The following is a 15,936-nucleotide window of genomic DNA, read 5'->3' as shown; positions in this document are numbered from 1 at the left end:
CGACGGCCGGCGCATTTATGCCTGGGCTCACGGCTGTTGCCCACAACAGGCGCTAACCGCAAGCACATGGGTTAAATCTGGCGCTATCTGGACTCTGTTGCCGCTATTAAGTTGCACCTGACATTTTAGTGGGTATTATGGGGTGAATCGGTATTAAGCATTTGACAGTCTTTAAGAGGTGCCTTCATGGCCACAATGGAATTAGAAGCAATCCTGGATCTGAATACCCTGGATCAATATTGTAGTGCGATAGGTGCAGGTACCTTATTGAAAAGTGTGGTTTTATTTGAGCAATTGATGCCCGAATATGTCGCCAACCTCCAAAAAGCCTATGATAGCGGCGATAAGGAGACCCTGTGCGGCGAAGCGCATAAGTTCAAGGGGGCGGCGGGCTCGGTTGGATTGAAACGCATCCAGCAGTATGCCCAGTTGTTGCAACATGGCGAGGAAGCCGAATGGGAAGCGGGCCACGCGAATTGGCTCAATGTCATAGTCGAACATGCCTTCGATGATTTGCAACAGTTGAAGCAATTCCTGCAAGCCAAAGCCTGATGGCATCAACTTTGGCGCCCGGCAGTGACTATATAAGGTTTTGTCGGCGCCAGTTCTATCCTGTCCCTGCCCAAGTTTTTGGCCTGATACAGTGCCTTGTCTGCACTGTTCAGGAGCTTGTCTGTGGGTGTTTCGGCAGAGTGCACCATTGAGGCTATGCCCTGGCTGACCGTGACGTGAATTTCCCCCTGATTGGTCAGTATGGGTTTGCTCTTGACGCTCTTGCGAATGAGCTCGGCAACGTGGGCGGCGCCCTGCAGTTCTGTGTTCGGCAGGAGCACGGCAAACTCTTCGCCACCGTAACGACAGATTGAATCTGCCGGACGCTTGAGCACGGCGTAAAACCGCTTGGCGACGGCTTGCAACACCTCATCTCCCGTCTGATGACCGTATTTGTCGTTCACTTTCTTGAAAAAGTCTATGTCTATGATGATCAGGCTGAGAGCCTGTTGTTCCCGCATGCTCTGGGTCAGCTCACGGTGGTATTTTTCGTTGAAAAATTGCCTGTTCTTCAAGCCGGTGAGGAAATCTATGGCATTTTTCTCCAGCAGGAGTTTGTAATTTATCTGCAGTTCGGCCAGCTGTTGCACTAAGGTTTCGTACCTTAATCTATTATTGCTGAGGGCTTCGGCCGGACTCATGTTGTCCCGACTCAGGCGTGCTTGCCTCTGGGGGGCTGAGTTGAGCATGGTCAGTGTCAGCGCCAGCAGATTGAGTGCCAGCAGGGGCAAGTACAGATACAAGCGTTCGGTGACCAGCGTCAGTTGATACTGAGTCACAGTCATGCTGGCCAGACATAAGCAGATCCCTATGAGGGGCAAATAATGGGGCTGGAAGTGCTGTTTCATTCCGTGCAACAGCAAGCCGGTCAGGCTCACTATGCTGAATAACAGGATAAAAAGCATGGCGTCATACCAGGTTGAGTTCACGAAGAATAACGAGGTTATGGCTAATGCCAGACAGGCACAGAGGAATAGCCTGACGCTGAGCAGCGCTCGTTCCGACATTGTCTTGGCCAGATGGGGCTCGGCCTGGTTGAAGAGCAGCACCAGTGAGAAGGCCAGCAGAGGCAGCGGCAGGTTGATAAAGAAAGACAAGTGTTTATCCGCAACCCAGATGTTGTTGATTAAAAAGGTGATATTCAACGCCTGCAAGAGCAGTAAATCGCCGCACCTGCCCCCCTGTAGCAGACACAGGGCCAGATGCATGAGGCAGAGACCACTCAAGGCCCCGATCAGCAAGTAACCACAGGCGGATGCCGTGTCCTGCCAGTCTTGCCACCAAGCCGCAGACCAGAGTTGGGTCGGGCTGTTATCATGCTGAACCAAGAGTTGTTTGGTTTCATTGGGACCCAGGGTCAGCAAATAGACATGGGTTGCCATGGGCCAGATGAAGGTTTTCCCCGCGAGCGGGGTCAGCTTGTCTCCCGAGCGTACCAACAGGGGGGATACCTGGCGGGCATCGGCTTGGGTCAGATACCAGAGGCCGGTTTTCTGTTGGGTATTGGTGATGGTAAGACTTTGCCAGGGGCCCGAGTGGAATTGGGCTTCGGTGGCCTGGCTATCCAGATACAGACTCAGTGCGTGGGCGTTGCCAACGTTCAGGGGGCTGTATAGCGAGGCCAGGGGTAAGAGTCGATTTCCTTCGGAAAGATTCACTTTGCCATAGGCGAATGGCAGCAGCAGGAGTAAGCATAGTCCAGCGACAACCCCCTTCATTCCTCTATATCCCATTTGGAAACGACTCAAAAAGTATAGATGCCCCCCCTGTATTGGCAAGCCATGTGAGGCTAACGGCAGGCGTTATTTAGCGCTGCTGGCAGTCATCCCTGACTGTGGTAGAGTAGTTTCAACTATTGAATTAATTAAGCACATGGTAATCGATTAAATGAAAAACTTACCCAGTCTGAAAAATCTCTATTATTTGGTTAATCTGCATCAAGAGCAGAATTTTAATCGGGCGGCCAAAGTGAGTTTCGTCAGCCAATCGACCCTGTCGAGCGGCATTCAGAACCTGGAAGAGCAACTCGGACATCAATTGATAGAGAGAGATCATAAGTCTTTCATCTTTACCGCCATAGGCGAAGAGGTGGTGCTGCGTGCCAGGAAGATCCTCACCGAGGTCGACGACCTGGTCGAGTTGGTGAAGAATCAGGGTGACCCCATGACAGGCGACATACGCCTGGGGTGCATACCTACGATAGCCCCCTTCCTGCTGAGCCGGGTCATGCGCCAGTGCCAGCAGGCCTACCCCGGCTTGAGTCTGCTGCTGAAGGAAGATACCACAGAGCGGCTGTTGGAGGCCCTGGGTAAGGGAGAACTGGATTTGCTCATTCTGGCTTTACCCGTAGATACCGGTGGGTATCACAGCATGAAGGTGGGCATAGATCCTTTTAAGATGGTGATGCATAAGGATTTGTTGGGAGATGTGCATGAGCCGCTGGATTACCAGTCCCTGCCGGACGAGAGCATCTTCCTGCTACAGGGAGAGCATTGCATCACAGGCCATGCCATCAGTGCTTGTGAGCTGGGAGACAGCAATAAGATCAACCCCTTCGCCGCCACCAGCCTGCATACCTTGGTGCAGATGGTGAACAGTAAGCTGGGCACGACCTTCCTGCCGCAAATGGCGATAGACGCAGGTATCCTGAATGACACGGACCTGGTGGTTATGACGCCGCCGGGGAAAGCCCCCTACCGCGACATAGGCCTGGTATGGCGGCAGACGACCAGCCGCATCCTGACCTTCCGTACCTTGGGGCTGGAGATCCAAACTCTGCTCCAAGGCTAATTGGCTGAGGCCAGCTTGGGGGAAACGGCAAACACCTCGATGGAATGTTGTTTGCCTTTGAGTTTAATGGGGCCCAGGTTAGTGCGCTTATACTGGGATTCCTGGTTGTCCAGGCGTCCGGACAGGGCACCTGAGATCAGCATCCGCTGGCCGAGCGGATTGCACTGATCTTGCAAGCGGGTGAGGGTGTTGAGCACGTCGCTGAAGAAGCTGATCTCTTGTTTATGCACGCCGACGACGGCCGCCACCACCTGACCGCAATGGGCCGCGGCCTTGAATTCAGGCACGAAGCCGTAGTGTTTCTCGAAATAGTGCCTGTGCCAATGCAGTTGCTGGCTGAACTCGAAATAAACATTCATGCACCTGTCATGCACTATTCCCGTCTCCAACGGCCAGTGGATCAGCACTGCATCCCCCATATAACGGTAGATCTCGGCGTCATTGTTGGTCACTGTGTCCGACAACAGGTTGAAGCTGTCCTGGATGAGACGGCTGAAGCGATAATCACCCAGCGCCTCGGCATGTGAGGTGGATGCAACCATGTCGAGGAAGAGGAAGAGCCTCTGTTCATACCTGGGCTTATGGTATTTCCCCAGCCCGATATTGAGCAATATTCTGGGGCCCATGAGCAAGGCCATCTGCTCTATGAAAGCCAGGCCGAGGCGCACCACCACGAGATAAATCAGCAGGGCCTGAAACGAGGGGCTATAGAGTATTTGTGCCGTTAACATCTGCCTCAGGGGGACCATGTGGTGTTCTATCGCCCACATGTTGAGGTATTGGATCATATAGGCGAGTGTGATTGCCCCCAAGAGCAAGAATAGTCCCTTGAAAGTGACCGAGAAAATATAGGGCAGGCGATTGATGATGCGAAAATCCGTGATGAGATTGGACATCCAGTGCAGGCTGCCAAAAATGACCCCCATGTAGACGGCCAAGGTCGCCAGATCTGCGTTGCCTCTGGCCCATTGTGGCAATTCCGGGGTTTGGGCGTAGCGAAAAAACACAAACGCGCCCATGGCCGCAGCCCATGCCACTATTGCAAAGAGTAATTTTTTCGCCTGTCGACGGGCTTTCACTGTGGTTAAGGTATCCGGATATGCTGTATTTCAGGATGGGCTAGTTTATAGAAAACACCCCCGCTTGGGCCAGGACTATTAGTCACTCAATCTTGTCCGCCCCCTTTTAAGGCGTTTTCAAGCCTTTTTAGGCCAATAGTCCGGCATGAGCCTGCTAGCCGAAGTGCCGGGCCAGTATCCGGGCGGTGAATTGGGTCTTCAAATAGAAGCCCCTGGGATTGGTGAGTTTGATGCTGCCGTCCTCGGCTATGCTCTGGGTCAGGGCCTGGCTGTTGGCCGCTTTGGGCCTAAGTTGCAGTACTTCGCCATGGCGGGCACTGATTTGTTCCACCTTTCCCAGGCTGATGAGTTCCATTATTTCTTCCCAGTCCTGACGCAACAGCGCTTGTTCTCGAGCGTCGGGTTGCCAGAGTATGGGGGTACCGACCCGTCTGGCGGCTATCGGCAACTGCCTGTCACCTTCGACCGGTACCCACAGGACCTTTTCCAGCTTGTGGCATACCAGGCTCTGTTCCCAGCTCAGCCCCTGGATGTTGATTAAGGGCGCGACACAGACATAGGTGGTTTCCAGTGGCCGCCCCGCACCATCTATGGGGATGGTCTTGAGTTCCACCCCCAGGTGGAGGAAGTCCTGCTGGGGTTTGGAGCCGGCGTTTGCCCCCAGCTCAGTCTCTATCATCTGCCCGACCCAACCTTTGTCACGCTTGAGATCGGCCGGCACCGCTTGCCCGTGGGGCGCGGCAATTTGTGCCAAGGTTAAGCCGGCCATCATATTGGCCCTGGACATCAACTCGGCGAGATCTTGGGGAGGGGATATTTTTTCCATGGCGGGATTTTACCTGAGATCTTAGGTTGATCAATCCCGGTTAAAAAGTGTACGCCAGGGTGTCGTTGAACATTTTTGAATAAGCCCTGATATAACTGACTGAATTAAAATGGAATATATTGGCATTGTGTCACTTGTGCCGCTTTGGGGGAAAGTTACCCGGGTATTTCCCCAGCTTTTTCAACCTATTTATCCACAGAAATTATGGATAACTTATCAAGTTGGTGTCTTTAACCGATAAAAAAGCCCTAGTCAACCGGATAAAAGGGCTTTTTTAGCCGGTTTCAAACGAAACTCCGGGGTGTTCTGTGTATAACCCAAGCGGATCCGGGGGCGAGTTATTCAAGGGTATTCGACTGCTTAAAAAGTGCGCTTTTGCTGCTGGCTTCTAGCTTGTTTTATTCTATGTTTATATATATATCTGAATTTAATTGGTTTTTAATTGTTTTGGAATACATGCGTTAACCCGGGATTGAGCCGTTTTTTAAACGTTTCCATAAGTTTAATCGAGTTTCAAACAGAGATATCCACAGAAAATGTGGATATCCAGTCGACGCTCTGGAAACTGCTGTTGATAATTGTGTGTGTTTCTGATTTTTATCCAACGCTGTGGGTGAAATAGAGGTTTGCCGATAGACTGGCTTTGTGAAACAATCGGATCATTAGCATTTTTGTGTATTCGGAGTCCATGTGATTGATAGCGACGGCTTTCGCGCAAATGTGGGCATCATAATCTGTAATAGATTCGGCCAGGTTATGTGGGCCAGACGATTCGGCCAGCACTCCTGGCAATTCCCCCAAGGGGGCGTCGACGATGGTGAGTCGGCAGAAGAAGCCATGTACCGGGAACTCTATGAGGAAGTCGGCCTCAGGCCCGAGCATGTGCAGATCCTGACCTCGACCCGTTCCTGGTTGCGTTACAGGTTGCCCAAACGTTTGGTGCGCCAAGAGAGTAAACCTGTCTGTATCGGGCAGAAACAGAAGTGGTTCCTATTACAGCTGAAGAGTCAGGACAGTGCCGTCAATCTGAATTCTTCCGGCCATCCTGAATTTGATGATTGGCGCTGGGTGAGCTATTGGTATCCTGTCAGGCAAGTGGTGTCATTCAAGCGTGACGTCTATCGTAAGGTGATGAAGGAGTTTGCGGCGACGGCATTGGCATTCCAGGTTCAGGAAATGCCACGAAAGCGGATGCGTCAAAGGGGATAAGTGCAGATTTAGAAGGGGATAGCTAAAAGTGTTGAATACCCTCAGGGACATTACCCAGGCGGTGGCCTCGGCCGGCAATCTCGACAGTGCGCTGGAGCTGCTGGTCACCCAGACTAAAACCGCAATGAACACCCAGGTCTGTTCCATCTATATTCTCGAACAGCAGCAATTGGTGTTGTCCGCGACCGATGGCCTGGAAAAAGGTGCCGTCGGCACGGTGAAAATGCCCTTGTCCGAGGGCTTGGTCGGCTTGGTAGCCGAGCGCGAAGAAGCGGTTAACCTCGCAGATGCCCGTCTTCACCCCAGATTCAAATTATTCCCTGAGGTTGCCGAAGAAGAATATCGCGCCTTCCTCGCCGTACCCATCATCTACCAAAAACAAGTGCTTGGCGTCATAGTGGTGCAGCAGGCCAACACCCGCCAGTTCAGCGAAGGCGAAGAAGCCTTCCTGATGACCCTGGCTGCCCAGCTGGCCATGGCAGTCAAAGGACATAAACAGAAAGCCGAAGTCCGGAGTCATGGACATCAGATCCTGTTTCAGGGCACGTCGGCTTCGAGCGGTATCGCCATCGCCCAGGCATTGGTGATAGGCGGGGAAATTTCCCTGGAACAACCCGAAGTGGCCTGCGACGATGTTGCGCCCGAAGTCTACAGGTTGTCTCTCGCCATGGGGCGCTGCAAGGAAGCGCTCGCCGCCTTGTCACAACGTTTCGACCGGGAGCAAGACGAGGAAGTGGTTTCCATCTTCACCGCGTTGCAGCTGCTGCTCGACGATGCCAGTCTCGGCGGCGAGTACGCCAGGGAGGTCCAGCTGGGGTGGAGCGCCGAGTCTGCGGTCAGCCGGGTATCCCTGCGTTATATCCAGCAGTTTTTGGCGATGGAAGATCCCTACCTCAAGGAGCGTGCCAGCGACATACGGGATTTGGGCCAGAAGGTGCTCAGGCAGCTGATAGAGCCGGGACGCTTGGCACAGGAGCCGGATAAACCCGTGATCTTGGTGACCAGGGAAGCCGACGCCACCCTGCTGGCCGAATTTCCGCGACAAAAACTCGCAGGCATAGTGACTGAGATGGGTGGGGTCAACTCCCATGCGGCGATATTGGCGCGGGCGCTCGAGGTGCCGGCGATCACGGGCGTCGAGCAGATACTGTCGACCGAGATAGATCAGAAGCTGCTGGTATTGAATGCCAGCCGTGGTCATCTCATGGTGTCGCCTTCTGCCGCGGTGATCGACGAGTACCGCAGCCTGATCTCGGCCCACCAGGCGTTGCAACGCCAGTACGCTCAGGAGCTGAGTCTGCCGGCCGCTACCTTGGATGGCGAGCGGATCCGTTTATACCTCAATGCCGGTCTCCTGAGCGGCTTGGCGACCGAAATTGCCGAAGGTGCCGATGGTATCGGCTTGTATCGCACCGAAATTCCCTTCATGTTGCAGCAACGTTTTCCCAGCGAGTCCGAGCAGATCAAGGTCTATCGGCAGGTCCTGGCGGCGGCCTCCGGCAGGCCAGTGGTGATGCGCACTCTGGACGTTGGCGGCGATAAACCCTTGCCCTATTTCCCCATCAATGAAGATAACCCGTTTCTCGGCTGGCGGGGGATCCGCCTGTCGCTGGATCATCCCGAGCTGTTTTTGGTGCAACTCAGGGCCATGTTGCAGGCGGGGGGCTGTGGTGAGCAATTGAGGATCCTCTTGCCCATGGTCAGCAGTCTGGATGAGATAGATCAGGCGCTGGGGTATCTGGATCAGGCCTATATGGAGCTTAAGGTCGATGTTAACCAGGATATCACCCGTCCGAAAATCGGCATCATGCTGGAAGTGCCGGCGCTGCTCTATCAGCTCAATGAAGTGGCGCAGCGGGTCGACTTCGTGTCGGTCGGCAGCAACGATCTGACTCAGTATCTGTTGGCCGTCGATCGCAACAATCCCAGGGTGAGTTCATTGTTTGACAGCTACCATCCGGGGATCCTGAGGGCGCTGAAGCGGGCCTGGTTCGATTGTGAGAAGTTTAAGTTGGACGTCAGTGTCTGTGGTGAACTGGCGGGGGAACCCATGGGGGCACTGCTGCTGGTGGCCATGGGGTACGAGCAACTGAGCATGAACCAGGGCAGTCTGGCGCGGATCAACTATCTGCTGCGCAGGGTGTCCAAGAGTGAGCTGAAGTGCTTGCTCGAACAGGCGCTGAAACTGGCCAATGGCGGCCAGGTGCGCCAATTGGTCACCGAATACCTAAATGCGCGCAACCTGGGATCTATTCTTAACTAATTGGCGGAATTGATTTAAGCTAGTCGCCAAAATTCGGCAGAGCGAAGGTATTCATTGGACAGTGTGTTGTGGGTGTTTGTTGACTGTTTAGTCCTGGGAGCTCTGGTTGGCTTCTTGGCCGGTCTGCTGGGCATTGGCGGCGGTTTGCTCGTCGTCCCCGCCCTGATCTACCTCCTGCCATCTGTCGGCATCAACGCCGAGCAACTGCCCCATATCGCCATCGCCACCTCCCTGGCGGCCATCATACTGACCTCTTCCTCCTCTGCCAGAGCGCACTACAACAGGGGGAATATTCCCTGGGCGCTGTTTAAGCCCATGATGCCCGGCATCATAGTCGGTGCCTTGGCGGCGGCCTTTATCTCGGAGCAGATCCCGGCCCATAGGTTGCAGCAAGGCTTCGCCTTATTCGTGCTGCTGATGTCGGCGCAGATGGCCTTTCCCAGGAAGGCCGAGGCCGGGCGCAGCTTGCCCGGGACTTGGGTGCTGTTTTGGGTGTCAGTCTCGATAGCCTTGCTCGCCGGCATGATGGGGATAGGTGGCGGGGTATTATTGGTGCCCTTTTTAACCTGGTGTGGCCTGCAGATGCGCCATGCTGTCGGTTTTTCCGCCATGACAGGCCTGCTCATTTCATTGGTCGGCAGCCTGGGCTATGTGCTGGCCGGTGCCGACGTGCCGGGTTTACCCCAGTGGACCTTGGGTTTCATCTATCTGCCGGCCTTGCTGGGGATAGTGCTGACCTCCATGCTGATGGCGCCGGTGGGCGTCAGGGCGGCGAGCCATTGGCCGACACTGGTGCTCAAGCGGATATTTGCAGTCTTGCTCTTTAGTTTGGGTCTTAAGTTGATTCTGACCTGATTTTTACTCTCGTACCTCGTCAGAGGGAATAATGGATTTAGTTATGGCGTTGAATTTTCCGAATATTGATCCCATCATAGTGTCGTTTGGCCCCTTTCATGTTTTTGGCCAGACCTTTGAGCCTGCGCTGCGCTGGTATGGCTTCATGTACTTGGTGGGCTTTATCGCCGCCATGTGGCTACTCAATCGCAAGGCCGATGACTCCAATGGCATCTGGAGCCGGGAGCAAGTCTCGGATCTGCTCTTCTACGGTTTCCTCGGGGTCGTGCTCGGTGGGCGAATAGGGTATGTGCTCTTCTATCATTTCGACTTCTTCCTCGCCGATCCCCTGTACCTGTTCAAGATCACCGAAGGCGGCATGTCTTTCCATGGTGGCCTGATAGGGGTGATCACCGGCATGCTGTACATCACCTGGAAGCAAAAACGCAACTTCTTCGCCGTGGCCGATATGGTGGCACCCGTGGTACCCATAGGTTTGGGAGCCGGTCGCATCGGCAACTTCATCAACGGCGAGCTGTGGGGCAGGGTCACGGATGTGCCTTGGGCCATGGTATTCCCCAACGGCGGCCCTTATCCCCGCCATCCATCCCAGTTGTATCAGTTTGCCCTCGAAGGGGTGGCCCTGTTTCTGCTGCTTTACTGGTTCAGTAAGACGCCGCGCAAAACCGGCGCCGTCTCAGGCATGTTCCTGCTGGGCTACGGCATCTTCAGGGTGGTTGTCGAAACCGTGCGCCAGCCCGATGCCCAACTGGGCCTGTATTGGGGGATGATGACCATGGGGCAAATCTTGTCTGTTCCCATGATCTTGTGTGGTTTGTATTTGCTTATGCGTAAACAGGGTAAGGCGTCATGAAACAATATTTAGCGTTAATGCAGCACATCTTGGCCGAGGGCACGGAGAAGACGGATCGCACAGGTACCGGGACACGTTCGGTATTCGGTTATCAGATGCGTTTCGATCTCAATCAGGGCTTCCCCCTGGTGACGACCAAGAAATGCCATCTGCGTTCCATAGTGCATGAGTTGCTCTGGTTCCTGAAGGGGGACACCAATATCGCCTACCTGAAGGACAACAAGGTCAGCATCTGGGACGAGTGGGCCGATGAGCAGGGCGATCTTGGGCCAGTGTACGGCGCCCAGTGGCGCAGCTGGCCGACCCAGGGCGGCGAGTCCATAGATCAGATAAGCCAAGTCATAGAGCAGATCAAGCAGCAGCCGGACTCGCGCCGTCTGATAGTCTCGGCCTGGAATGTGGGTGAACTCGATAAGATGGCGTTGGCGCCTTGCCATGCCTTCTTTCAGTTCTACGTCGCCGACGGCAAGCTGTCCTGCCAGTTGTATCAGCGCAGCTGTGATGTGTTTCTCGGTTTGCCATTCAACATCGCCAGCTATGCCTTGCTGACCATGATGGTCGCCCAGCAGTGCGATCTCCAGCTGGGTGACTTCGTCTGGACCGGCGGTGACACGCATCTCTATTCTAACCACATGGAGCAGACCGAGCTGCAGCTCAGCCGTCGGCCTTACGACTTGCCGCAGATGAAGATCCTGCGCAAACCCGAGTCTATCTTCGATTATCGCTTCGAGGATTTCGAGCTCACAGGCTATCAATCCCATCCCCATATCAAGGCGCCTGTCGCCATCTGATAGGAATGTTCTCAGTGACTGTTCGCCCAATACCTCGGAATAACTGAGGTATTGGGCAGAAACATACGATTATCTTAGTAGAATAGATTCGGTTACACTCGAAGCATTCGGGTTTAAGGAGTCTATTTATGCAAAAGGCAATCAGGGATTTTCTCAGTCAGGAGTCGGCCGGCGGCATCCTCTTGTTAGTGGCGGTGGCCTTGGCCATGCTCTTCGCCAACTCACCGCTTTCCGCTCTGTACCAGAGCCTGCTCGGCACCGAGTTCCAGCTGCGACTGGGTGAGCTGGACATAAACAAGCCCTTGTTGTTATGGATCAACGATGGTCTGATGGCCTTGTTTTTCCTGTTGATCGGCCTGGAAGTCAAACGTGAGTTGCTCGAAGGTGCGCTCTCGAGTGTGACCAAGGCCTCCTTGCCCAGCTTCGCAGCCTTGGGCGGCATGTTGTTTCCCGCGGCCATCTACCTGTTGTTTAACCATGGCGATCCTGTGACTCAGGTCGGCTGGGCCATCCCGGCGGCGACCGACATCGCCTTCGCGCTCGGGATCATGGCCCTGCTCGGCAGTCGAGTGCCGGTTGCCTTGAAGGTGTTTCTGTTGGCGCTGGCGATCATAGACGATCTCGGCGTGATAGTGATCATCGCCCTGTTCTACAGCAGCGACTTGTCCATGCTGAGCCTGGCGATTGCCGCCTTGGCGATCCTGGTGCTGGTGATTCTCAACCGCAGCGGCGTGACCTCGCTCACGCCTTATGGGCTATTCGGCTTCATTCTCTGGGTCGCGGTGTTGAAATCTGGGGTGCATGCGACCCTCGCCGGGGTGATCATCGCCTTCTGTATTCCGCTGCGAGCCAAAGATGGCAGCTCACCCTCGGAGCAGTTGGAGCATAGCCTGCACCCCTGGAGCACCTTCCTGATCTTGCCCCTGTTCGCCTTCGCCAATGCCGGGGTCGCCCTCGGCGCCATGGCGTTGACGGATATTGTCTCGCCGGTCCCGGTTGGCATAGCGCTCGGCCTGTTGCTGGGCAAACCCCTGGGCGTGCTCGGCTTCAGTTATCTGGCGGTCAAGTTGAGGCTGGCCGAGTTGCCCTCAGGTATCGGCTGGCGCCAGATAATGCCCGTAGCCGTGATGTGCGGTATCGGCTTCACCATGTCCATGTTTATTGCCTCACTGGCCTTCGAACACTCGGGCAGGGACTATGGGGACCTTGCCCGGTTGGGGATCTTGTTGGGCTCCATGCTGGCGGCGGGAATAGGTTATTTCTGGCTCGCCAGGGTGCTGCCTGCCGCCGCGCTGCGTCGGTCCGATGCGGACAAAGTCTGAGGCGAATGGGATAGCTTGTTATGTCGCATCTGAACTATAACCATTTGTATTATTTCTGGATGGTGAAGAAGTCTGGTTCCGTGGTTCGTGCCGCCGAGGTGCTCTGCCTGACGCCCCAGACAGTCACAGGACAAATCCGGGCCCTGGAGCAGCGGCTCAACGGCAGCCTGTTCACTCGGGTCGGCCGTTCACTGGAGGCGACCGAGCTGGGGGAATTGGTATTTCGTTACGCCGACAAGATGTTCAGTCTGAGCTATGAAATGCTCGACCTGCTCAACTATCAAAAGGACGCCGCGACACTGTTCGAGGTGGGCATCGCCGATGCCTTGTCCAAGGCGCTGGTGAGTCGGGTCCTGCTCAGCGTGGTGCCGGGCGATGCCTCCATGCATTTAGCCTGCTATGAGTCTTCCCACGACGACTTGATGACCCGGCTGCGGGAGCATAAGTTGGATATGATCTTATCCGACTGTGCCGGGGAGTCGCTCAAGTATCCGGAGATACTGTCGAAGAAACTCGGCGAGTGTGGGGTCAGTTTTTTCTCCTCCGAATCCTATCCTGCCGCCTTCCCCGCTTGCCTGGAAGCTGCGCCTCTGTTGATCCCTGGGCGGCGCACTTCCCTGGGGCAACAACTGTATCGCTGGTTCGACGAGCAGGGTCTCAAGGTCAGTATTCTGGGGGAGTTCGATGATGCCGCCATGATGAAGGCCTTCGGCTATTTCAGGCGGGGGATTTTCGTGGCGCCTTCCATCTATCGCCAGGAGATCCTCTCCCATGGGATGCACCTTTTGGGCGAAACCTGCGACATCAAGGAAGAGTACCATGTGATGTTTGCCGAGCGTATGATCCAGCATCCGGCGGTCAAGCGCCTGTTGGCAACCGATTTTGCCGAGCTGTTTGCCGGACGGGATCGGCAGGTGCAGGCCTCGATATAAGCATAAAGGGAATCGACACTGTGGGCCGCGAACGGTAAACTAGCGGCAATTTAGCCGTGAGGGAGAAGAGTGTTGGAATTAATGAACATCGCCAGAGTAAGGTGGGCTTGCCGTCGTGGCATGCTGGAGCTGGATGTCTTGTTTCAGCCGTTTGTCGAGCATGAGTATCAGCACTTGTCTGATGCCGATAAGGCGCTGTTTATCCGCTTACTCGAGGGCGAGGATCCCGAGTTGTTTGCCTGGTTCATGGGACATGAAACCTGTCCGGATCCCGAACTGGCCCGCATGGTAGTGCAGGTACGTGGACGCGAGGCGCCATAGTTTTCGCCTCGAAGCCTCTTTCGACCAGCGGCTGTCGTTGGTCGTGCTCGCCTGTGTCTGCCTGAGTTCCTTTCTTGCCTGGCCCGAACTGGATTTATTCTGGTATCGGTTGCTGCAATTACTGCTGTTTCTCGCCACCCTGATATTTTTTAGTTACCAGCTATGGTCACTCGGTCATTGGCAGCTACTGTTGGTGCTCGACGACCGAGGTGCCGTCAACCTGGGGGCGGGCGAGAGCTGTCGACTGCAGGGGAAACCTTGGGTCACGCCTTTTGCCTGCCTCATCTATCTGCATGCACCTTCGGGGAAGCGCTTGTTGATCGTCTGGGCGGATATGTTGGACGACGCCGACTATCGCCGGCTGTGTCGTCTCTTGCTCAGCCACAGACCAGGCTAGCTCATTCACATGAGCTGGCCTGTCAATCTGGCTGGAGTATGGTGGGGCGGGGGGCGTCGTTCTTGCTCGGATGATCGATATTATAGTGTAGCCCGCGGCTTTCCTTGCGCTGCATGGCACAGCGAATGATCAGCTCGGCAACCTGTACCAGGTTGCGCAGTTCGAGCAGGTTATTGCTCACCCTGAAGTTGCTGTAATACTCCTGGATCTCCTGTTGCAGCATGGCGCAGCGGCGCAGCGCCCGCTCCAGACGTTTGTCCGAGCGCACTATGCCGACATAATCCCACATGAACAGCCTCAGCTCATGCCAGTTATGGGCTATCACGACTTCTTCGTCCGAGTTGCTGACCTTGCTCTCATCCCAATGTGGGAGCATGCCAGGCATGGCTATCTTGCCGAGCTGGCTGTCGATATCCTGGGCGGCGGCGCGGGCAAAGACCAGGCACTCGAGCAACGAGTTGCTGGCCAGGCGGTTGGCGCCATGCAGACCGGTATAAGCGACTTCGCCTATGGCGTAGAGGCCATTGAGATCTGTCTGGCCATGCAGGTCCGTCATCACTCCGCCACAGGTATAATGGGCGGCGGGTACCACGGGGATCCTGTCCGTGGTGATGTCTATCCCCAGCTCCAGACAGCGGCTGTAGATGGTTGGGAAGTGCTTGATGACAAAATCCGCCGGTTTATGGCTGATATCCAGATAGACACAATCGGCCCCCAGGCGCTTCATCTCATAGTCTATGGCCCGGGCGACTATGTCCCGCGGCGCCAGCTCGGCGCGCTCGTCGAATTCCGGCATGAAACGGCTGCCATCCGGACGCCGCAGGTAGGCGCCTTCGCCGCGAAGGGCCTCGGTCAGCAGGAAGTTACGGGCATCGACATGGTACAAACAGGTCGGATGAAATTGGTTGAACTCCATGTTGGCCACCCGGCAACCGGCGCGCCAGGCCATGGCGATACCATCGCCACTGGCGACGTCCGGATTGGAGGTATATTGGTAGACCTTGGAGCAGCCACCCGTTGCCAGGGCGACAAACTTGGCTCTGACCGTCTCCACATGTTCCTGATCCCGGTTCCATACATAGGCACCCAGGACCCGGTTGCCCGGCAGATGCAGCTTGCGGCTGGTGATAAGATCTATGGCATTGTAACGCTCGAGCACCTGAATATTGGGGTGGGCGAGTGCCCGCTCTTGCAGCGTGGTCTGGACCGCCTTACCCGTGGCGTCGGCGGCGTGCAGTATGCGCCTGTGACTGTGACCGCCTTCGCGGGTCAGGTGGTAGGGGGCATCGCCCGTGTCCCCCTCGGGGGTTTCTTCCTTGTCGAAGGCGACACCGCATTGGATGAGCCACTGCATGGCCGCCTTGGCATTTTCGGCCGTGTAGGTGACGACAGATTTATCACATAGGCCGGCGCCTGCGACTAAGGTGTCGGCGACATGCGACTCTATGGTATCGCCTTCGTCGAACACCGAGGCTATGCCGCCCTGGGCATAATAGGTCGAACCTTCGCAGAGTGGCCCCTTGGAGAGCAGGATTACTTTTGATTTTTCAGCGAGATGCAATGCGAGCGTCAGACCGGCGGCACCGCTGCCAATAATCAGAATATCAGATTGGTGTTCAACTACTTGTTTCATCAGGTATCATGGTGTGGCTGGGAGTGCCAACTATGGTAAACCAACTTTAGTCTTATGGGTACTTTCCTGTGGTTTTGGCTATTTTTATAATTTTAAGAACTTTTTCAACGCAC

Annotated in this window: 15 protein-coding genes; 11 read left to right on the top strand and 4 right to left on the bottom strand. The window is 55.2% G+C overall.

Annotated elements, in window-relative coordinates:
* Positions 1–186: 186 nt before the first annotated feature.
* The gene (locus HC757_RS06435) at positions 187–552 is read left to right on the top strand and encodes an Hpt domain-containing protein (protein WP_169563491.1); all 366 of its coding nucleotides are present in this window, start codon (positions 187–189) and stop codon (positions 550–552) included.
* Positions 553–557: 5 nt separating this feature from the next.
* On the opposite strand, the gene HC757_RS06430 is transcribed toward HC757_RS06435, so the two are convergent.
* Positions 558–2,270, bottom strand: coding sequence for a GGDEF domain-containing protein (locus HC757_RS06430; protein ID WP_169563490.1), 1,713 nt, complete (start codon positions 2,268–2,270; stop codon positions 558–560).
* Positions 2,271–2,439: 169 nt separating this feature from the next.
* On the opposite strand from HC757_RS06430, the gene oxyR reads away from it, so the two are divergent.
* On the top strand, positions 2,440–3,342 hold the full coding sequence (oxyR, locus tag HC757_RS06425; RefSeq protein WP_169563489.1) for a hydrogen peroxide-inducible genes transcriptional activator OxyR: 903 nt from the start codon (positions 2,440–2,442) through the stop codon (positions 3,340–3,342).
* On the opposite strand, the gene HC757_RS06420 is transcribed toward oxyR, so the two are convergent.
* Together HC757_RS06420 and mutH are read right to left on the bottom strand one after the other, a co-directional pair.
* Positions 3,339–4,421, bottom strand: coding sequence for an adenylate/guanylate cyclase domain-containing protein (locus HC757_RS06420; protein ID WP_169563488.1), 1,083 nt, complete (start codon positions 4,419–4,421; stop codon positions 3,339–3,341). The two genes, oxyR and HC757_RS06420, sit on opposite strands and share 4 nt — an antisense overlap.
* 154 nt (positions 4,422–4,575) lie before the next feature.
* Positions 4,576–5,247, bottom strand: coding sequence for a DNA mismatch repair endonuclease MutH (gene mutH, locus HC757_RS06415; RefSeq protein WP_169563487.1), 672 nt, complete (start codon positions 5,245–5,247; stop codon positions 4,576–4,578).
* A gap of 690 nt (positions 5,248–5,937) precedes the next feature.
* On the opposite strand from mutH, the gene rppH reads away from it, so the two are divergent.
* The 9 genes from rppH to HC757_RS06370 all read left to right on the top strand — a co-directional run bounded on the left by rppH (position 5,938) and on the right by HC757_RS06370 (position 14,190).
* Positions 5,938–6,456 carry an RNA pyrophosphohydrolase gene (gene rppH, locus HC757_RS06410; protein ID WP_169563486.1) on the top strand — a complete coding sequence of 173 codons (519 nt, stop codon included), beginning with the start codon at positions 5,938–5,940 and terminating at the stop codon, positions 6,454–6,456.
* 28 nt (positions 6,457–6,484) lie between these two features.
* Entirely contained in the window at positions 6,485–8,719 is a 2,235-nt protein-coding gene (ptsP, locus tag HC757_RS06405) for a phosphoenolpyruvate--protein phosphotransferase (RefSeq protein WP_169563485.1), read from the top strand.
* A gap of 54 nt (positions 8,720–8,773) precedes the next feature.
* Complete coding sequence (locus HC757_RS06400; protein WP_169563484.1) at positions 8,774–9,574, top strand: sulfite exporter TauE/SafE family protein; 801 nt, start codon at positions 8,774–8,776, stop codon at positions 9,572–9,574.
* A gap of 43 nt (positions 9,575–9,617) precedes the next feature.
* Positions 9,618–10,427 carry a prolipoprotein diacylglyceryl transferase gene (gene lgt, locus HC757_RS06395; protein WP_169563483.1) on the top strand — a complete coding sequence of 270 codons (810 nt, stop codon included), beginning with the start codon at positions 9,618–9,620 and terminating at the stop codon, positions 10,425–10,427.
* Positions 10,424–11,218, top strand: coding sequence for a thymidylate synthase (gene thyA, locus HC757_RS06390; RefSeq protein ID WP_169563482.1), 795 nt, complete (start codon positions 10,424–10,426; stop codon positions 11,216–11,218). Before lgt ends, thyA begins: the two co-directional genes overlap by 4 nt.
* Before the next feature lie 128 nt (positions 11,219–11,346).
* Positions 11,347–12,540 carry a Na+/H+ antiporter NhaA gene (gene nhaA, locus HC757_RS06385; RefSeq protein ID WP_169563481.1) on the top strand — a complete coding sequence of 398 codons (1,194 nt, stop codon included), beginning with the start codon at positions 11,347–11,349 and terminating at the stop codon, positions 12,538–12,540.
* Positions 12,541–12,560: 20 nt separating this feature from the next.
* Positions 12,561–13,472 (top strand): transcriptional activator NhaR, encoded by a 912-nt coding sequence (gene nhaR, locus HC757_RS06380; protein ID WP_169563480.1) that lies wholly within the window; start codon positions 12,561–12,563, stop codon positions 13,470–13,472.
* A 72-nt stretch (positions 13,473–13,544) separates the two neighbouring features.
* Entirely contained in the window at positions 13,545–13,793 is a 249-nt protein-coding gene (locus HC757_RS06375) for an FAD assembly factor SdhE (RefSeq protein WP_211164299.1), read from the top strand.
* Positions 13,774–14,190, top strand: a complete 417-nt coding sequence (locus HC757_RS06370; RefSeq protein WP_169563479.1) for a protein YgfX — start codon at positions 13,774–13,776, stop codon at positions 14,188–14,190. The genes HC757_RS06375 and HC757_RS06370 overlap by 20 nt, the downstream gene beginning before the upstream one ends.
* Positions 14,191–14,212: 22 nt before the next feature.
* Here the strand turns inward: HC757_RS06370 and nadB are convergent, their stop codons facing one another.
* A complete protein-coding gene (gene nadB, locus HC757_RS06365; protein WP_169563478.1) occupies positions 14,213–15,823 on the bottom strand; it encodes an L-aspartate oxidase in 1,611 nt (536 codons plus the stop codon).
* Between the last annotated feature and the right edge of the window lie 113 nt (positions 15,824–15,936).

This window comes from Shewanella salipaludis (assembly GCF_012911865.1).
Classification (GTDB): domain Bacteria; phylum Pseudomonadota; class Gammaproteobacteria; order Enterobacterales; family Shewanellaceae; genus Shewanella; species Shewanella salipaludis.
Note: the sequence above shows the minus strand (reverse complement) of the source record. Positions and strands in the feature narration are given on the sequence as shown.

What these genes read in the sequence shown, in the direction of transcription:
- HC757_RS06435 (WP_169563491.1), top strand. Translation starts at nt 187, where the DNA reads ATGGCCACAATGGAATTAGAAGCAATCCTGGATCTGAATACCCTGGAT.
- nhaR (WP_169563480.1), top strand. Translation starts at nt 12,561, where the DNA reads ATGTCGCATCTGAACTATAACCATTTGTATTATTTCTGGATGGTGAAG.
- nadB (WP_169563478.1), bottom strand. Translation starts at nt 15,823, where the DNA reads ATGAAACAAGTAGTTGAACACCAATCTGATATTCTGATTATTGGCAGC.
- lgt (WP_169563483.1), top strand. Translation starts at nt 9,618, where the DNA reads ATGGCGTTGAATTTTCCGAATATTGATCCCATCATAGTGTCGTTTGGC.
- HC757_RS06430 (WP_169563490.1), bottom strand. Translation starts at nt 2,270, where the DNA reads ATGAAGGGGGTTGTCGCTGGACTATGCTTACTCCTGCTGCTGCCATTC.
- thyA (WP_169563482.1), top strand. Translation starts at nt 10,424, where the DNA reads ATGAAACAATATTTAGCGTTAATGCAGCACATCTTGGCCGAGGGCACG.
- oxyR (WP_169563489.1), top strand. Translation starts at nt 2,440, where the DNA reads ATGAAAAACTTACCCAGTCTGAAAAATCTCTATTATTTGGTTAATCTG.
- nhaA (WP_169563481.1), top strand. Translation starts at nt 11,347, where the DNA reads ATGCAAAAGGCAATCAGGGATTTTCTCAGTCAGGAGTCGGCCGGCGGC.
- mutH (WP_169563487.1), bottom strand. Translation starts at nt 5,247, where the DNA reads ATGGAAAAAATATCCCCTCCCCAAGATCTCGCCGAGTTGATGTCCAGG.